This is a genomic window from Aedoeadaptatus coli (assembly GCF_900343085.1).
In the GTDB taxonomy this organism is placed as follows: Bacteria; Bacillota; Clostridia; order Tissierellales; family Peptoniphilaceae; genus Aedoeadaptatus; species Aedoeadaptatus coli.
In genome coordinates, this window is sequence record NZ_OPYI01000008.1 from 92,249 (window position 1) to 112,272 (window position 20,024).

19 protein-coding genes and 1 pseudogene are annotated in these 20,024 nt (G+C 53.7%); 14 read left to right on the top strand and 6 right to left on the bottom strand.

The genetic code is table 11. The annotated features are described in order from the left end of the window. Positions 1 to 4 precede the first annotated feature (4 nt). The 3 genes from sdaAB to DG046_RS05715 all read left to right on the top strand — a co-directional run bounded on the left by sdaAB (position 5) and on the right by DG046_RS05715 (position 2,158). On the top strand, positions 5 to 697 hold the full coding sequence (sdaAB, locus tag DG046_RS05705) for an L-serine ammonia-lyase, iron-sulfur-dependent subunit beta (protein WP_108831543.1): 693 nt from the start codon (positions 5 to 7) through the stop codon (positions 695 to 697). Further along, the gene (sdaAA, locus tag DG046_RS05710) at positions 690 to 1,565 is read left to right on the top strand and encodes an L-serine ammonia-lyase, iron-sulfur-dependent, subunit alpha (protein WP_108831544.1); all 876 of its coding nucleotides are present in this window, start codon (positions 690 to 692) and stop codon (positions 1,563 to 1,565) included. The genes sdaAB and sdaAA overlap by 8 nt, the downstream gene beginning before the upstream one ends. Positions 1,566 to 1,678: 113 nt before the next feature. After that, positions 1,679 to 2,158 carry a DUF4342 domain-containing protein gene (locus tag DG046_RS05715; protein WP_108831545.1) on the top strand — a complete coding sequence of 160 codons (480 nt, stop codon included), beginning with the start codon at positions 1,679 to 1,681 and terminating at the stop codon, positions 2,156 to 2,158. Positions 2,159 to 2,252: 94 nt separating this feature from the next. Here DG046_RS05715 and DG046_RS05720 read toward each other — a convergent pair whose 3' ends face one another. Beyond that, complete coding sequence (locus DG046_RS05720; RefSeq protein WP_108831546.1) at positions 2,253 to 3,137, bottom strand: arginine deiminase-related protein; 885 nt, start codon at positions 3,135 to 3,137, stop codon at positions 2,253 to 2,255. A gap of 444 nt (positions 3,138 to 3,581) precedes the next feature. On the opposite strand from DG046_RS05720, the gene gdhA reads away from it, so the two are divergent. Both gdhA and DG046_RS05730 read left to right on the top strand, forming a co-directional pair. After that, positions 3,582 to 4,928, top strand: coding sequence for an NADP-specific glutamate dehydrogenase (gene gdhA, locus DG046_RS05725; RefSeq protein ID WP_108831547.1), 1,347 nt, complete (start codon positions 3,582 to 3,584; stop codon positions 4,926 to 4,928). 158 nt (positions 4,929 to 5,086) lie between these two features. Further along, entirely contained in the window at positions 5,087 to 5,677 is a 591-nt protein-coding gene (locus DG046_RS05730) for a hydrolase (RefSeq protein ID WP_108831548.1), read from the top strand. 52 nt (positions 5,678 to 5,729) lie between these two features. On the opposite strand, the gene DG046_RS05735 is transcribed toward DG046_RS05730, so the two are convergent. Next, the gene (locus tag DG046_RS05735; protein ID WP_108831549.1) at positions 5,730 to 6,674 is read right to left on the bottom strand and encodes an AEC family transporter; all 945 of its coding nucleotides are present in this window, start codon (positions 6,672 to 6,674) and stop codon (positions 5,730 to 5,732) included. Positions 6,675 to 6,788: 114 nt separating this feature from the next. On the opposite strand from DG046_RS05735, the gene DG046_RS05740 reads away from it, so the two are divergent. Genes DG046_RS05740 through DG046_RS05750 form a run of 3 tightly spaced genes read left to right on the top strand, consistent with a single transcriptional unit; the run spans position 6,789 to position 9,103 of the window. Beyond that, positions 6,789 to 8,018 carry an MFS transporter gene (locus tag DG046_RS05740; protein WP_234411467.1) on the top strand — a complete coding sequence of 410 codons (1,230 nt, stop codon included), beginning with the start codon at positions 6,789 to 6,791 and terminating at the stop codon, positions 8,016 to 8,018. Between the two features lie 47 nt (positions 8,019 to 8,065). After that, positions 8,066 to 8,533: a PaaI family thioesterase gene (locus DG046_RS05745; RefSeq protein WP_108831550.1), complete on the top strand. Its 468-nt coding sequence runs from the start codon at positions 8,066 to 8,068 to the stop codon at positions 8,531 to 8,533. Between the two features lie 12 nt (positions 8,534 to 8,545). Continuing rightward, complete coding sequence (locus DG046_RS05750; protein ID WP_108831551.1) at positions 8,546 to 9,103, top strand: isochorismatase family protein; 558 nt, start codon at positions 8,546 to 8,548, stop codon at positions 9,101 to 9,103. A 119-nt stretch (positions 9,104 to 9,222) separates the two neighbouring features. On the opposite strand, the gene DG046_RS05755 is transcribed toward DG046_RS05750, so the two are convergent. After that, complete coding sequence (locus tag DG046_RS05755; RefSeq protein ID WP_108831552.1) at positions 9,223 to 9,522, bottom strand: type II toxin-antitoxin system RelB/DinJ family antitoxin; 300 nt, start codon at positions 9,520 to 9,522, stop codon at positions 9,223 to 9,225. 204 nt (positions 9,523 to 9,726) lie between these two features. Here DG046_RS05755 and DG046_RS05760 point away from each other — a divergent pair, with 204 nt between their 5' ends. The 3 genes from DG046_RS05760 (at position 9,727) to DG046_RS05770 (ending at position 11,860) form a co-directional block, all read left to right on the top strand. Further along, positions 9,727 to 10,143, top strand: coding sequence for a 2-thiouracil desulfurase family protein (locus DG046_RS05760; RefSeq protein WP_108831553.1), 417 nt, complete (start codon positions 9,727 to 9,729; stop codon positions 10,141 to 10,143). 368 nt (positions 10,144 to 10,511) lie between these two features. Further along, on the top strand, positions 10,512 to 11,216 hold the full coding sequence (gene yaaA, locus DG046_RS05765) for a peroxide stress protein YaaA (protein WP_108831554.1): 705 nt from the start codon (positions 10,512 to 10,514) through the stop codon (positions 11,214 to 11,216). Positions 11,217 to 11,359: 143 nt separating this feature from the next. Next, complete coding sequence (locus tag DG046_RS05770) at positions 11,360 to 11,860, top strand: ECF transporter S component (protein ID WP_108831555.1); 501 nt, start codon at positions 11,360 to 11,362, stop codon at positions 11,858 to 11,860. A 137-nt stretch (positions 11,861 to 11,997) separates the two neighbouring features. On the opposite strand, the gene DG046_RS05775 is transcribed toward DG046_RS05770, so the two are convergent. Continuing rightward, a complete protein-coding gene (locus tag DG046_RS05775) occupies positions 11,998 to 13,134 on the bottom strand; it encodes a copper amine oxidase N-terminal domain-containing protein (RefSeq protein ID WP_159082073.1) in 1,137 nt (378 codons plus the stop codon). A 5-nt stretch (positions 13,135 to 13,139) separates the two neighbouring features. Beyond that, complete coding sequence (locus DG046_RS05780; RefSeq protein WP_108831557.1) at positions 13,140 to 13,631, bottom strand: hypothetical protein; 492 nt, start codon at positions 13,629 to 13,631, stop codon at positions 13,140 to 13,142. Positions 13,632 to 13,748: 117 nt separating this feature from the next. Here DG046_RS05780 and DG046_RS05785 point away from each other — a divergent pair, with 117 nt between their 5' ends. The 3 genes from DG046_RS05785 (at position 13,749) to DG046_RS05795 (ending at position 19,754) form a co-directional block, all read left to right on the top strand. Further along, positions 13,749 to 14,450 (top strand): ABC transporter ATP-binding protein, encoded by a 702-nt coding sequence (locus tag DG046_RS05785; RefSeq protein WP_108831558.1) that lies wholly within the window; start codon positions 13,749 to 13,751, stop codon positions 14,448 to 14,450. Position 14,451: 1 nt separating this feature from the next. Further along, entirely contained in the window at positions 14,452 to 18,303 is a 3,852-nt protein-coding gene (locus DG046_RS05790) for an ABC transporter permease (protein ID WP_108831559.1), read from the top strand. 95 nt (positions 18,304 to 18,398) lie between these two features. Then, positions 18,399 to 19,754 carry an MATE family efflux transporter gene (locus DG046_RS05795; protein ID WP_108831560.1) on the top strand — a complete coding sequence of 452 codons (1,356 nt, stop codon included), beginning with the start codon at positions 18,399 to 18,401 and terminating at the stop codon, positions 19,752 to 19,754. 139 nt (positions 19,755 to 19,893) lie between these two features. On the opposite strand, the pseudogene DG046_RS10020 reads toward DG046_RS05795, so the two are convergent. Next, a pseudogene (locus tag DG046_RS10020) lies at positions 19,894 to 20,024 on the bottom strand (transposase); the annotation flags it as partial.

The window sequence follows — 20,024 nt, forward strand, 5'->3', positions numbered from 1 at the left end:
GATTATGAAAAGATACAAGGCATTTGACGTGGTCGGTCCCATTATGGTGGGGCCTTCCAGCTCCCACACGGCGGGAGCCTGCAAGATCGGAAACGCCGCATTGGCCATTAGCGGAGACAGTCCCTTTCACAAGGTGCGCTTCAATCTCCACGGCTCCTTTGCCTCGACCTATCGCGGCCACGGCACGGACATGGCCCTGGTCGGCGGCATCTTGGGCATTATGCCCGACGACGAACAGCTGAGAGACAGCTTTAAAATCGCCGAGGAAAAGGGCTTGGCCTACGAATTTGTGGAAACGGATTTAGGGGATCGCCATCCGAACTCCGTAGAGATTGTTTTCTTCTACGACAATGGCGGCCATCTGTCCGTCACGGGATCCTCCATCGGCGGGGGAAATATTTTAATCGTCGCCATTAACGACATCGAAGTGGCGTTTAAGAATCAATACCCTACCCTTATTTTACAATATCAGGAACAAAAAGGGGTCATCGCCCTGGTTTCTTCTATATTAACGGACAACGACTACAATATCGAAACCATGGTCACCAACAAAGTCGACGAAACGGTGACCTTGGTCACGGAGATCACCCACTCGGTGGATCCCGCCATTTTGGAGCCGATCCTCAAGGATCCCCGCTTTGAATTTGCGAAATACGTGGACATTATTAAACCCATGCAAAGGAGACACCATGATTAAAACGGCAAAGGCATTAATCGAATTATGCCGAGAAAAAGATTGGAAAATTTCGGATTACGTGCTGGAAGAAGAGTCCAGAGGCGACGAGGAAAAGAAGGCCGCCATCTTAAAGGAACTGCACCACATGCTGGGCATTATGAAGGAATCCACTTCCCGCACCCTGGAATCGGGCACGAATTTAAACCACGATTTAATTAAGGACTTCGGGAAAAAGACCTGGGAGTATTCTAAGAGCGGCAAGAAATTCGTCACCGACGAAAAGACTTTGCGCGCCATGGCGAGAGCCTTCTCCACCTTTGAATCCAATGCAAAGATGGATGTGATCGTGGCGGCGCCCACGGCGGGCAGTTGCGGCATCGTGCCGGCGGCTTTGGTGACGGCGGCGGAAGACATCGACGCCTCCGACGACGAATTGGTGGAAGCCCTTTTAACATCCATCGGCATCGGCCAATTTATCGCCGGCTACGGAACCTTCGCCGGAAGTGAAGGGGGCTGCCAAGCGGAATGCGGTGCGGCCTCTTCTATGGCGGCGGCGGCTTTGGCGCAGCTTTACGGGGGCGATGTGGAAACCTGCCTAAATGCGGCCTCCATCGCCATCGTGAACATTTTGGGCCTGGTCTGCGACCCCTTGGGCGGCCTGGTTCAATACCCCTGCACCTTCAGAAACGCATCCGGCGTCTCCAACGCACGGGTCAGCGCCGACATGGCTCTAGCCGGAACGTACAGCATCATTCCCTTCGACGAAGTCTGCAAGGCCATGAAAGAAGTGGGCGACGCCATGCCCGCCTCCCTCCGCGAAACGGGGATCGGCGGTTTGGCCGGCACGGACACGGCAAAAACCCTCTGCGGGAAAATCTTCGGTAAATAAATCTAACCTTTGGTAAAGAAAGGTAAAACAAAGCTGCCCAGCCCTTTTTTCCTCATGCCTTTCGGGTACAATAGGAACAAGAAAACAATTCCGACACCAAGGAGGCAATTATTATGATTACCATGGAAAAAATCGACTACGTGATTTCCGTCACCGGGGCGAGCTACGGCGACGTGCGGGATGCCCTGCTTTCCGCCGACGGCGACGTGGATAGAGCCATTCGCCTGCTTATGGGCGAAGAAAGAGCCGAAGAAGAACAAAAGGAAAGCTTCAATTCCAAAGACGACAAAAAGACCCGTGCGGAAGACATTTCCGACACCATCTCCAATTTCGGCGAAGAAGTCATCGACGCCGTGAAAGATTTCTGGGAAAAAGGCAACGCCACCAAACTCGTGATCATGGACGAAAAAGACGAAGTGATCTTAAACGTCTCCATGAACCTGGGCGCCATCTGGACGGTGATCGCACCGGTTGCGGCCCTTATGGGCGTGGGCATCGGCATCATCAGCCGCTGGGAATTCTACATCTATCTGGACGACGGAAAAGTCATCAACGTCAAGGACTACATCACCAACAAACACCGCATGCGGTAAAAACCGGCGCAGCGCCTTCGGGGGCTGCGTTTTTTGTGCCCGAAAACCCGCACATAAAAAGCCCTCGCCGCTTCATCAGCCGCGAGGGTTTTTCTCAGCAGTAATTTTCCGCCAAAATGCAGCGCATGCTTCCGCCGCCGTAGGTGGAGATCACATCCATTGGCACGTGGACGATTCGGTGGGTGGCTTCGATCTGCACGATCTGCTCCTTGGTGAAATGGTTGTAGGCCTCTTCGCTCATGAGGTAGAGCTTTTCGCCGCCCATGAGCTCCAGGCAATTGCCGCAGAAGTGGTCGATCTGCTCGCCGGTGAGCTCGATCACCGTCTTCTTCGTGGCCCGCAAATGATCCATCAGGGCCGCTTTGTTTTCCGTGACAAGCTCCGATGCCACCACGGCGAAATCTTCCGCCACAGACAAAATCACGTTGGTGTGATACACCGCTGCGTCGTGTTGGCGGGCCCTAAAGGGAACGGGCGTAAAGCCGTAGGTGTCGCAAAAGGCGAGGAAGGCCGCTTCTTCGCAGCGCTTGGAGAGACAGGCGTAGGCGATGTTTTCCTTTCGATCCAAGACCACGGAGCCCGTGCCCTCCAGCACGCCGAGGTTTTTGTCGCGAAAATCCGTCACCTCCAAGGATGAAAAATTCAACAACGCGTCCAGCTGATCCTTCAGCTTGGGAAATTCCCGTCGCCTGTTTTCACTGTACATGGGGGCGATAAATAGCTTGCCCTCGAAAGTGACGAAAATATTGTTGGGAAAAATCGAATCCGGCGTGTCGTCTCCCCTATCGTGCAGCACATCCACCTCAACGCCGGCGGCCTCCAGGGCCCGGACCACGGATAAAAACTCGGCCTCGGCCATTTCCTGCACCGCCTCCTGAGATCGGGTGGCGTCATTGATTTGATAGGCATTGTCCGCGGCGGTTTCTATATTGAAGCGAAACGCCGAGGGGCGAACCATTATAACTTTACGAGCGATCATAGATACTCCTTTGCAGACAAAAATTTTTGTGTGTTTATTTATTTTACAACAGATGGGCAAAAATGCCCAGAGGCGGGAAAAGGTCTTGCACGGGCGGGGAGCGGAGATGGCGGGAAAATCAATCCCGTGAAAACGTCTTTGCGCTTTTTGCGATCTTCTAAAACGTACACGACAAGAACGGCTGAAAATTCGCCGAGAAACGAATTAAATTGCCGAAATCCGTCTGAAACCCTTTAAAATACACGGATGATCGGGGGAAAGAAATCATGAAATTTCAAAAACCGCATGGAAATTTCATTGCCTATGTGTTATGATGAATGCGTTGGAGCGAGGGCGTTATCACGCGAGTCAGAGTCACCACGTTTTTTATTTCCCCCAAGGGAAAGCCTTTGCTCTTTTAACGAGGCTTTTTGCCAACTCATTTTCTTTAAGGAGGAATATTGTATGAGCTATCTTGAAAGTGTAATCGAACGTGTTAAAGAAAGACACGCCAGCGAACCTGAATTCTGCCAAACGGTAGAAGAAGTATTAGGTTCTTTAAAACCGGTTATTGACCAACACCCCGAATACGAACGCGTAGACCTTTTGGGCCGCATGGTTGAACCGGATCGTATGTTCAGCTTCCGCGTTGTATGGCAAGACGACGAAGGTCAATACCACACCAACATTGGTTACCGTTGCCAATTTAACGGAGCGCTTGGGCCGTACAAGGGCGGTATCCGCTTCCACCCGACCGTAAACCAATCCGTAATTAAATTCCTCGGTTTCGAACAATGCTTCAAGAACTCCATGACCGGCCTCCCCATCGGCGGCGGCAAGGGCGGCAGTGACTTCGACCCCCGCGGTAGAAGTGACGACGAAATCATGCGTTTCTGCCAAAGCTTCATCAGCTCCCTCTACCACTACATCGGACCCGACACCGACGTTCCGGCAGGTGACATGGGCGTTGGCGCAAGAGAAGTCGGCTTCATGTATGGTCAATATCGTCGCTTAAAAGCTAAATTCGAAAACGGTACCTTCACCGGTAAAGGCTTCAGCTTTGGTGGTTCCCGCGTACGTCCCGAAGCTACCGGCTACGGCGCAGTTTACTACCTGTTGAACGTACTGGATCACTTCGGCGAAGACATCAAAGACAAGAAGATCGCCGTTTCCGGTTTCGGTAACGTATCTTGGGGTATCTGCAAGAAAGTACAACAACTCGGCGGTAAAGTCGTTACCATCGCAGGTCCCGACGGATACATCTACGATAAAGACGGCATCAGCACCGAAGAAAAAGTTAACTACATGCTCGAAATGCGTGCTTCCGGCCGCGACAAGGTACAAGACTACGCAGACAAATTCGGCGTAGATTTCTTCCCCGGTGAAAAACCCTGGATTAACGCAGACTACGACATCGCTATGCCGGCTGCTTACCAAAACGAAATCACCATCGAAGAAGCAAAAGCCATGGTTGAAAAGGGCTTAGAATACTACATCGAAGTAGCTAACATGCCTACCACCAACGAAGCTTTGAACTACCTCATCGAAAACGTTAAGGTCGTTGCTCCTTCCAAGGCAGTTAACGCCGGTGGTGTTGCAGGTTCCGCACTCGAAATGAGCCAAAACAGTGCTCGTCTGAGCTGGCCCGCAGAAGAAGTTGACAAACAACTTCACATGATCATGGACAACATCTACAAGATGTCCGTCGAAGCAGCTGAAGAATACGGCTTAGGTTACAACCTCGTAGCAGGCGCTAACATTGCCGGTTTCGTTCGCTTAGCAGACGCCATGATGGCACAAGGTGTATTCTAAAATACAAAAAGAGCAGCACTCTTTTCGTAAAAGAATAAAATGACTACAAAAGATCGCGTACGACCTGCGCGGTCTTTTTGTATGCCCTGGGCGAGAAAGAATTCGGAAATTTTCCTTTTTGAAAAAGCGGGTATAATAGAAAAAAGGGGGATAGGAACATGAACGTTAACGAAAAAGACGCACTGAGCTTGCTTACGAAATACAATGCCGATCACTTCCACCTGCGCCACGCCCTCACCGTAAAAGAGGTCATGGCACATTTTGCCCGTGGGCTGGGCTACGAAGAAGAAGCGGATTTCTGGGCCATGGTGGGCCTGTTGCACGACGTGGACTACGAGCAGTTTCCCGAAGAGCACTGCAAAAAAGCGCCGGAGCTGTTGGCGGAAATCGACGCGCCGGATGCCCTTACCCGCGCCGTCGTGAGCCACGGCTGGGGAATCTGCGCCGATGTGGAGCCGGAGCACACCATGGAAAAAGTGCTTTACGCCACCGATGAGCTCACCGGCCTCATCTACGCCTACGCCATTATGCGGCCCTCGGGCTCCGTGCAGGACATGAAGCTCAAAAGCCTGAAGAAAAAATTTAAAGACAAGAAATTTGCCGCCGGCGTGGATCGGGACACGGTGATTCGCGGCGCGGACATGCTCGGCTGGGAGCTCGACGATCTCCTTTCCCGCACCATGGCCGCCATGGCGGAAACGGAAGATGCCGTAGTTGAGCAGCTCGCTTCCTTAACCGCGGAAAAATAGACAGAAAAAAAGAAGGCCCTTTGAAAAATCAAGGGGCCTTTTGTGTGGGATATTATAGAACTCCCAAAAGCTGCAGCCAGCCGATGCCGATGGGGTAGGTGATCATGGCGAAAAGAAAGCTCGCCGTAATGATTTTCGACGCCAGTCGGTAGTCGGAGCCCATTTCCCGGGCGAAGATAAAGCAGTTGATGGCGCAGGGGGTGGACCAAAAGACGTAGGCGACGCCCAGTTCCGTTTTGCCCAGGCCCATGAAGAGGCCCAGGGGCACGAGGATGAGGGGCGTGAGGACGGTGCGAATGGACGCGGCGGCGAGGATGAGGCCCAGATCGTCTTTCAGGGAAGAGAAGTCCAGGCCGGCGCCGATAAGGATGAGGGAGAGGGGCGTGGAGAGGCGGGCGAGGAGATTCATGCCGTCGGTGAGGCCGCCGTAGACGGGAATATGTAGAAAGTTAAAGAGAAGCCCCGTTAATATACCGATGATCATGGGATTTTTCAGCACTTTGATCGCGATGGCCTCAGGGCGCACTTTGGCATCGGGATCTTCGCCGTAGTAGGTGAGGATGAAGATGGCCAAAATATTGTAGAGGGTGAGGCCGAAGGCGATGATGATCATAATGTGTTCCGCCGGCGGCGTATCGTAGAGAGCGTCTAAAATGGGAAAGCCCACGTAAACGAAATTGGAGCGAAAGGCGCAGTGGATAAAAGACGAGAGTTTCTTGCGGTCTTTTATAAAGAAGCGGGCGAAAAACCAGGTGCCGAAGAAAATAATCGAGATGCCCGAAAGGATGTAAAGTACATAGGGCACATTCAGTGTGCGGATCTCGGCCGTGCGCATGTTGTCGAAAAGCTTCAGCGGCAGGGCGATGTAGAAGACGAGCCAGGTGGCTTTCCTCACGAATGCGTCGTCTAAAAAGCCCTTTTCTTTGGCCGCGTAGCCGACGAAAAGGACGAAGAATATGGGAAAGATAATGTTTGCGCCGAGTAAAAAATGTGTCATAAGTACCCCCTCTCGATTATAAAAGATCGCCGTTCAAATGTAAAATCTGCTGCGGCGCGAAAGGCCGCCTTGTTACCCGGCTGTTCTTGGTCTATGATGGTAGGAGAAAGGAAGATGATCGTGAAAAAAAGTCGCACGCTCTCGCCGGCCATGACCTTTATCCTCATGTTCGGCATGGTCAGTTTGTTTTCGGACATGACTCACGAAGGGGCCGCCAGCATGCGGGGGGCCTATCTCTCGTTTCTCGGGGCATCGGCGGCCACCATCGGCTTTGTGTCGGGCCTCGGGGAATTGGTGGGCTACGCCATGCGCTACGTCTTCGGCGCCATCACGGACAAAACGGGAAAGTATTGGCCCATGGTCATCGGGGGCTATGTGCTGGACATTCTGGCGGTGCCGGCCTTGGCCCTCGTGGGCGAGCACGGCTGGGTGGCCGCCTCGGCCCTACTCATCGTGCAGCGCATGGGCAAGGCCATTAAGAAGCCGGCGAAGGATACGATTATGTCTTTTGCCGCGAGCCGGGAAGGGGCGGGGAAGAGCTTCGCCATTCAGGAAGTGCTGGATCAAATCGGCGCCTTTTTGGGGCCGGTGCTCCTTTTCGCCGTCATGAGCGCGAAGTCGGGACTCCCCAAGGCCGAGCTTTATTCCGCGGCCTTCGCGGTCTTGGCCGTGCCCGGGGCCATGACCTTGATTTTGCTTTTGGCCACGAAGCGAAAATTTCCGAATCCGGAGGAATTCGAAGGGGGACAGACGGTCTACGAGCCCATGAAGTTGAAGCGGTCCTTTAAGATTTACATGGCGGGGATCAGCCTCTTCGCCTTCGGCTTTATGGACTACGCCCTGATTTTAATGCACGTGACGAAGCGCATGGGCCTTTACGGCGGCCTCATCACCACCCGCACCCTGCCCCTCATTTACGCCGGGGCCATGTTGGTGGATGCCGCATCGGCCCTCGTCTTCGGCAATCTCTTCGACAAAAAGGGCGTCGGAGCCTTGGTGATCGCCACGGTGGTGGCCGCGCCTTTCGCCATCCTCGTCTTTTACGCAAAATCCTTGCCCGTTCTTTTAATCGGCGTCGCCCTTTGGGGCGTGGGCATGGGGGCCCAGGAATCGGTGCTGAAGGCCGCCGTGGCCACCATGGTGGACAAGTCCGCCCGGGCCACGGGCTACGGCCTCTTCGAATGTTCCTTCGGCATCTTTTGGTTTGCGGGCAGCTGGCTTTTAGGTGCCCTCTACGATGTGAATCTTGTGCTGATGATCGCCCTTTCCGTGGTGGCACAACTTAGCGCAGCGCCCCTCTTTTATTTGGCGGGAAAGGCGATGGAACCTTCGATGAAGGGGTAAAAATAATTTAATTAAGCAGATAAAGTAGCGAAGAAAAGGAGCGTATCATGGATCAATTGGCCATTCAGGAAACCTACGGCGAGCGGTTTCAACACTGCTGGGGTTGCGGCCCGAAAAACGACGCGGGACTGCACTTAAAATCTTATCCCGCGGGGGATAAATGCATCTGCACCTTTACGCCGGATAAGGCATACACCGGCGGCGTGCCGAAAAATCTTTTCGGCGGCATGATCGCCATGCTTTTCGACTGCCACGGCACGGCATCGGCGGCGTATTTCAAGCACCGGGACAAGGGCCTGGAACTTACAAAGGACACGGTCATCGGCCGCTTCATTACGGCCCATTTGTCTATCGACTTTAAAAAGCCCGTGCCCATGGAAAGCCCCGTCACCATTACCGCCACGGCGAAGGAAATCGGCGAGCGGAAAGTGGTGGTGGACATGGTCATGGAAGCGGCGGGCGAAGTGCGCGCCAAGGCCGAAATGGTGGCCGTGGGTGTAAAGGATAATATGTAGAAGGGGCGAGGCATGAAAACATTGATTATCGTGGACGCACAGGTGGATTTTATTTCGGGCTCATTGGCCTGCAAGGGGAGCGATGAGGCATTGAAGCATCTCGTGGAATTGATCGAAAGCAACCCGGACATGGCCGTGATCTACACGGCGGATTGGCACAGCCCCACCAACGGTAGTTTCGAAAAAAACGGCGGCATTTGGCCCGTGCATTGCGTAGAAAACACCGAAGGCGCCGGCCTCTACCAAGGCTTTTACTCCCTGTCGCGAGAAGACGCCCGGCCCAATGACAAAAACACCTTTAAAAAAGGCCGTCGCGACGACGTGGAAGAATACTCCGGTTGCTTGGGGACCAACGCTGACGGCGACGTGCTGAAAGAATACGTCACAGGCGACATCCTCGTCGCCGGCTTTGCCAGCGAATACTGCGTTCGCGAAACCCTCTTGGGCCTTCGGGAAGAGGGCCTGAACGCCGCCCTTTACTTGCCCGGCGTCGCCTATGTGGACGAAAAAGACCACGAGAAAAACATTGCGGATTTAAAAGACAAGGGAATTGAAATCGTACAAGGTTAACTTTCCAAAACGCCGGGCGCCGGCAACGGCACAAAGCATCCCTAGCATCTCAAGGGATGCTTTTCTTATGCAAAAAAGCAGCTCCCGATAGAGAACTGCTTTTCATCTTTTATAGGTGTTCACTTTTTCAGGCTCTTTTCAAGTTCATCGAACACATCTCCGAGGGGTCTGCCTTCGCCGCGGGCCGACTGTGCGTAGCTGTGCCCAAGCATATCGTCGAGTGCCGCATCCGAGATGGTATCCATTGTATTCGGTTCTGTCGGAACAGTCAGCGGGAATGGGATGCCCTGACGATAAATGATTTGGCGGTACAAGGAATTGATGACGACGGAGACGGGAACGCCAAGTTTCTTCAGAATATCTTCCGCCTCATTTTTTATATCATTTTCAACGCGCGCGCTTACTGTGGAATCTTTCATATGATTGCACCTCCCGTTGCCTCTATTGTAATTCGATGTTTTGCTGATTGCAATACATTGGAAGAGGGGTGTTTGTAATTTCATTCATTTCCGCAAAACAAATCTCGGATGCTCCGTCGGATTCGGAATAAGAGGCGTAATAGCCCTGACAATGGGATATGAATAAATAGTAAGACGAATGAAGGTGGCGGAAAGGAGCGAAAGATGATTATCGGCGTGAGCGCCTGTTTGCTGGGAGAAAACTGCAAGTACAACGGCGGAAACAACGAATCGAAAAAGCTTAAGGACTATGTAAAGGGTCACACCGTGGTGCCCGTCTGCCCGGAAGTTATGGGCGGTTTGCCCACGCCCAGGGATCCCGCGGAAATCATTGGCGGTGTGGTGCGGCAAAAAAGCGGCTGCTCCGTGGATGCGGAATTTCGCAAAGGCGCTCGGGCGGCTCTTAAAAAAGTGAAAGATGCCGGGGCGGAACTCGCGATCCTCCAGTCCCGCAGTCCTTCCTGCGGCGTGAAAGAAATCTACGACGGCAGCTTCACCGGGCATTTGGTGAAGGGAAAAGGCGTGTTCGCCGCCATGCTCGAGGAAGAGGGGATAAGGGCCATGGACGTGGAGGATTTGTAATTTTTTTAGGATTATTCATTCGCTTGTTTTTGCCCTTGCGTTCCGGAGAGATTTAAATGCATTGCCTACAAAGTTTCGTGATGTTTTTTCCTTCGCTAAAAATACGCTATTTCACGGCTTTGAAACCCGGGGAAGGGCCTAGGGCGTTGCGATTCGCCCTCTGGCCCTTCCCCGGGGCCCCATCCCATTCCACCCTAACGCTTTTTATATGTGCAAATGCCTGACGGCATTTGATTCCTGTTGGGCTGTGTTGCTCGCCGGGGCCTAACATAGGGCAAGTAGGAAAAAATCGGGGCATTTATGCACGTTTTCTTTTAGAGAGGATGTTTCGTTACTGAAAATGACCGTGGATACAGGAAAGGAGTCCAATGAAAAGCATAATCATCCTGTCGCCGAGTAAGGAAATGGATTTCAGCCCCGGCGACCGCGCACCCGCCTTGGACCCGGCGGCGAAGAAAATTCTGAACACGTTGCAAAGCATGACCGAAGACGAGCTGGAGGCCCGGTTTCAACTAAAGAAAGAGCAGGCACGAATCATTTACGACGCCTATCAAAACGCGACGCTTCCCACGGCGAAAGCGGCGGCGGATACCTACCGCGGCCTCGCCTTTCGCCAAATGGATCGGGGGATACTTCTGTCGCCCTTTGCTCGGGACAGAGTGCGGATTCTTTCCGCCCTTTACGGCCCCATCGCCCCCGATGCGCCCATCAATCCCTATCGCCTGGATTTCACCAAGAGCCTAAGCGTCGAGGGCGAACCATTGAAAAGTTTGCAGAAAAGGAATTTTACCGAGCAATTGGCCAACTGTCGCATCTACAATTTGGCTTCCAAGGAATTTTCCGAGCGCATAGACAAAAAGAAAATGGCCCAATGGATCGACGTAGAATTTTACATGGATCCGAGCATGAAAAAGCGCGCCCCTTCCGCCACCTGTAAAAAACTGCGGGGCCAACTGGCGGCCCACCTTATCGCCATGGAATCCTTCGAAGAAAAAGCCTTCGCCGACTTTCGCTACGACGGCTTTCACTTCCTTCCGCTCGACGAGGAAGGTCGCTATGTTTACGTGCGGTGAGAAGATGTTTTTCATTTTCGAAGGCCGCGCCATAGACGGCTAAAATGCGGGCAAGGGTCCCCTGTGGTACCATGGCAGTTTTTCGGCCTGCTACTTATGGTTTTTCTTCTTTTAGTCTATAATGATTCTGAAGGAGTGAAGACATGAAAAGTATTTCGACGAAGAAGTTGACGATGATCGCCATGTTTATGGCCTTGACCACGGTGGCGACCATGGTGATTCAAATTCCCATTCCCGCCACGAAGGGGTATTTAAATGTCGGGGACACGGTGGTGATCGCATCGGCCCTGTTAATGGGCAAGATGGCCGGCGGCCTCGTCGGCGGCATCGGCTCGGCCCTGGCGGATCTCTTGTCGGGCTACGGCTACTACGCCCCCATTACCCTGGTGGTAAAGGGCCTTGAAGGTTTCGTGGCCGGGCTCTTGCACGAAAAGACGCGGTTGAGCTTTGTGCTCTGCGGGCTGGCCGGGGGCGCGGTGATGGCAGTGGGCTATCTGCTGGCAGAAGGATTTATTCTCTATAATTTCCCCACGGCCATAGCAAGCTTCGTGCCCAATTTAATTCAGGGGATTGCCGGCGCTTTGTTGGCGGACATCCTCTATCCCGTGTTGAATCGCGCCATGAGCGAAAAGGGCGCGGCATAAAATTGAAACACCGCAGAACCCGTCGGAAATCCGGCGGGTTTTTTCGTGGAAAAATTCATAGCAGGTTTTTTGTCTTGAATTTACAATCTAAGTGCAACAAAAAAACGGCGCCTTTTCGGGCGTCGTTTCTGTTTCGATCAGTCGGAGATGCCGCCGATGACCATTTTGCCTTGGCGCATGAGGTAGAAGTGGTTGTTCATGCCAAAGGCGCGGTGGAAGGTTTTGTCGGATGGGGGCGATTGATAGAGGCTGTCGTCGCTAAAGATCCGTTCCATGTATTTGCCCAGGTTTTCTTCTTTGCCGGCGCTGTTTTTCAGCACGTAGTTTTTGCCGCCCCATACCACGTTCATGCCGGATTTCGAAGGCAGGTAGCGGACTCTGCGGCCCTCGTCTTCGTATTTCAAAATGGTAATGGGGTAGGTTTCCGGTGTAGGATCCGTCGTGAGGCGGATGGCATCGCCTTCGACATTAAGCTTCATGTGTTTGGCATCGACGAAGCAGTTGATGGCAATGTAGGCTTTGTTTCCGCGAATTTCGTAATTATCCATGGCGTACATGCCGAAGTTCAGTCCGTCGGTGGTGGTGACGTAGCGGCAGTCGAAGGTGATGCCGAAGCCGTCGTTGGCCTTCATTTCGATCGTGAGGTCCAGGGGATCGTCGCTGAAGGTCATGCCTTCTTGTTTGTAGCGCATGCCCATGGCTTTGGCAAAGGCATCGGCCCGAACGTAGAGCTGTCCGTTTTCGGCAAAGGCGTTGACGCGCCCCTTATCCTGTTCGTCGAGGAAGAGGGCCATGTCTTTCGCGGCGAAGCGATTCACATAGGGCACGGGCTCTTCGTTGCCGATAATGGCGGCCCGCTCCCTATCGTCCCAGCGCACCGGGTAGCCGAAGAGTTCGGCGATGACGCGCAGGGGCACGTAGGTGTAGTTGTTTCGAATTTCCGCCGGCACATCGGTGGTGGCTAGTTGATTGCCGTTGGCGTAGATGTCGCGGCCGCCGATTTTCACGCTGAAGGTGGGCATGTTCATGACGCGCGCGTTGGCCGGGGTCATGGTTACTCTGCGCTCGGCGCCGTTCCAGCTGACGTCGAAGCCGAAGCTTTCGGAGATCATGCGCAAGGGCACCATGACGCGGCCCTGTTTAATGTAGGGCATGTCTTCGCCGCCGGCCGGATTGGAACCGTTGATCCACAGGGTGAAGTCGGCGGCGTATGCGGCGGGCGCCGCAAAGAGAAGGAGCGCGAGGGTAAGTAGCAGGGTGAGGCGTTTTTTCATGGAAATCATCCTTTCTTTGTATCGTCGATGCGGCTCATTATTTTTTCATTGGCCAGGTTTTTCGGGAGCAAATAGGCCTGTCCGACGTCTTTGTAAAAGATGTAGAGGAAGTTTTCGTTTGCGATGACAGAGCGGATGTCGTCGTAGGCGAAGGCCACGTCGCCGTCTGCAATGCCCGAATCGGTGATCGCCACCCGGTGCTCGCCTATGGGCAGGTCTTTTTCCATTTTGCGGATGAGCTTTCTGAGTTTTTTCTTCATGCTGCGGTAAAAAAAGGTGCGGTAGAGAAAGGGCCAGAAGATCATGGCGACGCCAAGGGGATAGAGGCCCTTCACGGGCTTTTTCGTGGCCATGTAAAAGATCGCGATGGCCACAAAGACGGCGATGGGCGTGAGCATTTGAATGGTCATGCTGCGCCTGGCCGTGGGATTGTGTTTAAATAAATGCCACTGGTAGGCAAAGTAGTCGTCTTCGGTAATGGTAAATACTTCGTTCATGAAGCCTCCTTTCGGTCGTTGGTTTATAAATTTATTGTACTGAAGGAAATGGGGCCTTGCAAGGTGTTTCGCGGCTTTAAACGTGGTAAGATAGTCATAAGCAAAGGAGGGGATTTCATGGCCTATGTAGAATTTATCGAATCGACGAAAACCTATGGTACGGGTACTGCAAAGACCGTGGCCAACGACAGGATTTCTTTTTCCATCGAGAAAGGGGAATTTGTCGTCATCGTCGGTCCGTCGGGGGCGGGCAAGTCCACGATTTTAAATATTTTAGGCGGCATGGACACCAACGATTCCGGTCAGGTCTTGGTGGACGGCAAAGACATTGCGGCCTTTTCCGACAAAGAGCTTACCACTTATCGGCGAAAGGACGTGGGCTTCGTCTTTCAATTTTATAATTTAATCCCCAACCTTACGGCTCTGGAAAATGTGGAGCTGGCCAATGCCATCGTCGACGACGCCTTGGATGCGGAAATGATTCTGGAGCGGGTGGGCCTGGGCGAGCGGATGAATAATTTCCCGAGCCAACTCTCCGGCGGGGAGCAGCAGCGGGTGGCCATCGCCCGCGCCCTCGGGAAGAATCCCAAGCTCCTTCTCTGCGACGAGCCCACCGGGGCTTTGGATTACAAGACCGGGAAGAAGGTGCTCCTTCTCCTGGAAGAAAGCTGCCGCAAGCACGACCACACCCTCATCGTCATTACCCACAACCGGGCCATCGCCGATGCGGCGGATCGTGTCATCGAGATCAGCGACGCCAAGGTGCGGGCCATGTATTTGAACGAGCGCCCCGTGCCCATTGAAGAAATCGAGTGGTAGTATGGATGCGAGACAAAAAGATTTCATACGGGAGATCACCGGCCACAAAATGCGCTTTATCTCCCTCTTGGCCCTGGTGCTTTTAGGGGTCTTCGTTCTCGTGGGCCTCACGGTGACCGGGCCCATTATGCGCCGCACCGTGGCCGATACCCTGAAGAAATCCAACGCCTACGATCTGCGCCTCGCCGCATCCGACGGCTTGGAAGAGGAAGATCTGCGCCTCATCGCAGACATGGAAGGTGTGAGGGCAAAGGAATATTTCCACACGACCTATTTGACCACGAAGGAATTGAAAACCCTGTATCTCTCCTCCCTTCCGAAGCGGATCAGCCGCCCGATTCTAAAGGAAGGCCGCCTGCCTCGCGAGAAGGACGAGATTCTTCTGGATCCCACTTTGAAGGGTACTTACAAGATCGGGGACACCGTGGTCTTTGAAAAAGAAGAGGATCTTCTCGACGAAGACGCCCCGCCCATGATGGAAGGCTATTCCTACAAGGTGGTGGGTTTTGCCACGAGCCCGATTTTTTTGGATAAATTGGACAAGGGCACCACGCCAAATGGCGACAAGATCGACGGCTTCGGCTACGTCGCGCCCTTGGCTTTTAAAGACCCCACCATTACGGAAGTGCATTTTCTCTTTGACGATTTGAAGAATCTCGCCGTTTACAGCGAGGAGTACAAATCCCTGAACACCGCCCACCGAAAGGAATTTCGCCACCGCTTCAAAGATCGGGGCGACGCGCGGCTGGACGAGTTGTTGGCGGACAAGCGAAGGGATATCGACGAAGGGGAAGAGGATATACGAGAAGGCTACGATGAATTGGATCGGGGCCTGGAAAAAATCGACGAAGGGGAGCGGAAGCTGGATCGCGGCGCCCGCGCCCTCAGAGACAATCGGGCGAAGTTTGCCCGCGGCCTCTCTCAAGGGGAAAAGAAATTGGCCGAATCTCGGGACAAGCTGAATCAAGCGAGAAAGAGCATTCTCTTTCAGGAAGATCAGTTGAGTAGCGGCGAAAAGGCCCTTCTCGACGGAAAAAATGCCGTCGCCGCCGCCATGAGCGACATTCAGGGCAAGGAAAGCGAGGCCCGGGGAGGCATCGCCCGGGCGGACACGGCCATGGATCAGATTTTAAAGGAAGAGGCGGCGCTGAACGAGGCGAAGCAGAAGCTCGAGGCGGGGAAGATTCCCGATGTGCAATTTCCCGATTTGCCGGAGCTGCCGTTTTCTCACGCTCAAATCGCCGAGGCGAAGGGGAATGTGGCCGCCGCCAAGGCCGCCCGCCCTTCAAAGGAAGCCGCGGTGAATGATAAGATCGCCGCGATGCAAGAGGCACAAAAAGCTTACGATGCCGCACAGGTCGCCGTGAAGGACTTTGGTATGGACGGCGTGCAGGGGAAGATCGACGAACTGGATAAGCAGTTGGCTGATCTTAAAGCGCAATTAAATCAAGAAGGCGCGGATACCGATGCCATTAAGGCAAAGATCGCAGAGGCCGAGAGTCAAAGGGCGACTCTGAATGAAAAACTGAGTGATCCGAATTACATCTCGGCAAAGGGTAAAGCGGAGGGAGCGAAGCAGGCCCTGAACGTCGCCTCCGGGGAATTGGCGAAGGCGAAGGGCGCCCTCGCCGAAACCGACGGCATCATCGCCAAGTACACGGAAATGATTCAGGGCCAAATGAAGGCCCAGGCCGCCCGCGAGATCATGGCGGAAAAAATCCGCGCCCAACAGGAAGTCCTGCGCAAGAAAAAAGAAGAGCTGGAGGCCGCCAAGCGGGACCTCGCCGAAAAAGAAGCCTTCCTTATGGAAAAGAAGCGGGAGACGGCAGAGGGCCGCGCCAAGGCCGAAGAAGGCCTTCGTGCCATCGAAGCGGGCAAGGCGGAGCTTCGCCAAAAAGAAGGGGAATTAAGCGAAAAAGAAAAATCCCTCTTGGAAGGCAAGGCCGCCATTCTCGCCGCAAAAGATCAGCTCAGCGAAGGAGAGGATAAATACAGCAAGGGCAAATCCGATTTCGCCCGCGAAAAGGCCGAAGGACAGAAAAAGCTTGACGCCGCGGAAAGAGAGCTCTTAAGCGGCAGAAGCGACCTGGCCTCGGCCCGCGCTACCTATCAAGAAAAGCGCGCCGACGCCTTAAAGGATTTGGTGAAGGGGCAGGAAGACGTGGACCGGGCGAAGGAACTGCTCACGATCTTGAAAAAGCCCGATTATAAAATTACGCCTCTGAATGAAGAGATGCGCACCTTCGTCTTCCTGGACTACGCCCATCGGGTGGACAAGCTTTCCGCCGTGTTCCCCGTCTTTCTCTTTGCCATCGCCATGCTCCTCGCCTCCACGGTGATGAACCGCATGGTGGACGACGACCGCACGGTCATCGGCACCTACAAGGCCCTGGGCTACAACAACGGCGCCGTCGCCGACAAATACGTGCGCTTCGGCACCCTCGCCGCCCTTCTCGGCGGCATCCCCGGCGCCTTCTTGGGCAATTTCATACTGAGCCGGGTCATCGCCGAGGCCTATTTGGCCAGCGGCATCTTCGATGAGCTCTCCATGGCCCTCTACCCCGGTCACATTCTTTTCGCCATACTCATCGGCATGGTGGCCACGGGCCTCGTGGCCTATGTGAGCGTGCACCGCAGCTTAAAGCTCAAGACCGCCGCCCTCCTCATGCCCAAGCCCCCTGCCAAGGGCACGCGCATCTTCTTGGAGCGCATGAAGTGGCTGTGGAGCCGCCTGTCCTTCTTCCAAAAAGTGACGGCGCGAAACCTCTTCCGCGACAAAAAGCGCATGGCCATGACCATCGTCGGCGCCATGGGCTGCGTGGCCCTCTTGGTGTTGGGCTTCGGCATTCGCACCTCCGTGGACGGCTTGGTGGAAAAGCAGTTCGATCAGCTGAATCGCTACGACCACATGATTTTCTACGAGCCCCTTTTGGATAAAGAGGCTCACGAAGCCTACAAGGCGAAAATCGCGAAAGACAAACACATTCGCGCCAAGTGCTCCGCCTATGTGGAAACCATGGCCGTAGGCGATGAGGGCTATATCGATCAGCCCGTAACCATGATCGTTCCGGAAAACGAAAAAGATCTGAAGCGGGTCGTGACCCTGAGAAACCGAAAGACCGGCGCACCGATTCCCTTAAAAGGCGCCGTGATTACGGAAAAACTCGCCGCCATAAAAGGCGTGGAGGCCGGGGGCGTCATCGAAATGAAAAACGACGATGACGTGTCCTACGACGTGCCCGTGGCCGCCATTACCGAAGGCTACGCCGGTCATTACCTGTATATGGATCCGGACACCTACGAAGAAATCTTCAAGAAGAGCTACAAGACCAATGGGGATCTCGTCGACGCCGTCGGGGCGGACGTGTCCTACTACAAAGATTACGATTCCGTCGTGGCCCTTACGGGCATCGGCGACATGCGCCACATGGTGGACGAAATCGCGGGGAATATTAATTTCATCGTCTTCGTCATCTTGGCGGCCTCATCCACCTTGGCCGTGGTGGTCCTTTCCACCTTAACTAATATTAATATCGAAGAACGGCGCCGGGAAATTTCCACCATTCGCGTTTTGGGCTTCTACCCGAAAGAAGTCACCCGCTATATTTACAGGGAGACGGGAACTTTGACGGCGGTGGGAATTCTCCTGGGCTTTGTCGTAGGCAAGGGCCTGCATCTTTTGGTCATTCGCGTGGTGGTGCCGGACTTCGCCATGTTGGATCCCAAACTGGGCCTTTTAAATTACCTCTTGCCCGCCGCCATTACCGTGGTGATTTCCCTGCTCCTCATGGGCTACTTCCACAACAAACTCAAGACCATCGACATGGTGGAAGCCTTAAAGAGCGTGGAATAACTTGACGCGACATAGGTGTAGTGATAGCATAGTGGGATAGAAAAAGGGCCGAGGCGCCCTTTTTCATTTGTTCGAAAACTTCAGGAGGTGAAAGAATGGAAGAAAACAGAATGGGCTATGAGCCCATACCGAAGCTTTTGATGAGCATTTCTCTGCCCATCGCCTTGTCCATGCTCGTACAGGCCCTGTACAATATCGTGGACAGCATCTGGGTCTCCCGCTTAGGAGAGAAAGCCCTGGCGGCGGTAAGCATGGCCTTTCCCATGCAAATGCTCATTAACGCCTTTTCCATCGGCGTCGGCGTGGGCATGAATGCCCTTTTGAGTCGCCACTTGGGTGCGAAAAATCAGCGGGAAGCCAATCTCTGCGCCCAACACGGCATTCTGCTAAATATGATCGTCGCCATTCTTTTTGCCGTCTTCGGGACCATGGCCTCGCCGAAATTAATCGGCATGCAAACCGCCGATCCCGAAATCATAAAAGACGGGGTGCGCTATTTAAACATCTGCTTTATGTTCAGCGTGGGCCTTTGCGGCCAGATCTGCATGGAGCGGCTTTTGCAGTCCACGGGCCTCGCCGTCTACAGCATGTACACCCAGCTCTTCGGCGCGGTGCTGAACATTATCCTCGACCCCTTCTTTATTTTCGGTTGGGCCTTCTTCCCGAAACTGGGCGTCGCCGGGGCGGCGGTGGCTACGGTAACGAGCCAAATCATCGCCTTTCTCTTCGGGCTCTATTTGAATTTCAAGCGGAACAAGGAAATCAACCTCCTTCAAGATCACTTCCATGTCAACGGCGGCATCATTAAAGGCATTTTGGCCGTGGGCATCCCTTCGGCCATTATGATTTCCGTAAATTCCCTGTCCATCTTTATGATCAACGCCATTCTCGCCGCATTCGGCTCCGTCGCCGTGGTGGCCCTCGGGATCTACTTTAAAGTGCAAAGCTTCGTCTTTATGCCCATCTTCGGCATGAACAACGGCCTTATCCCCATCATCGCCTACAACTACGGCGCCGGGCATAGAGAGCGGATCTACGAAGTCATGAAGCTGGCCTACAAAGTGGCCCTGGTGGTCATGAGCGTGGGCTTTATCATCTTCCAAATCTTTCCGGCGCAGCTCATGGGCTTTTTCGATCCCTCGCCGGAGCTCCTCTCCGTCGGCGTCGTGGCCCTGAGGATCATCTCCTTCAGCTTTATCTTCGCCGCCGTGAGCATAATCAGCTCCGGGATCTTCCAATCCTTCGGCAACGGCCTCTTGAGCATGATCGTGAATTTGGTTCGTCAATTGATCTTTATCGTGCCTTTGGCCTACCTCTTCTCGAAAACCGGCGTCCTGACCTATGTGTGGCTCGCCTACCCCATTGCGGAATTAGTGGCCATGCTCATCGCCGTCACCTTTATGAAAAAGGTAAACGAAAACGAAATCAAACCCATTGTGGAAAGAGATTGATCGGTGCACCTACGGGTGCACTTCAGACTGCAGACAAACTCCGAACAAAACTCGGGGTTTGTCTCTTTTTTGTGTATTTTTTCCATAAATCAGCAAAAGAAGGGCCGTCGCCTCCTCCGTCCCGCTCTTTTCGATCCATCATTAGTGCCAGTTTTTTCATGTTCATGCACGCAAAGGTCAGCACCGCTTTTAGATCCATTTTCTTTCGTCCACGCTGGTTGGTGTAGCGAAGGCCATGGTATTCTTTCGCGCTGCCGAATTGCCGTTCGA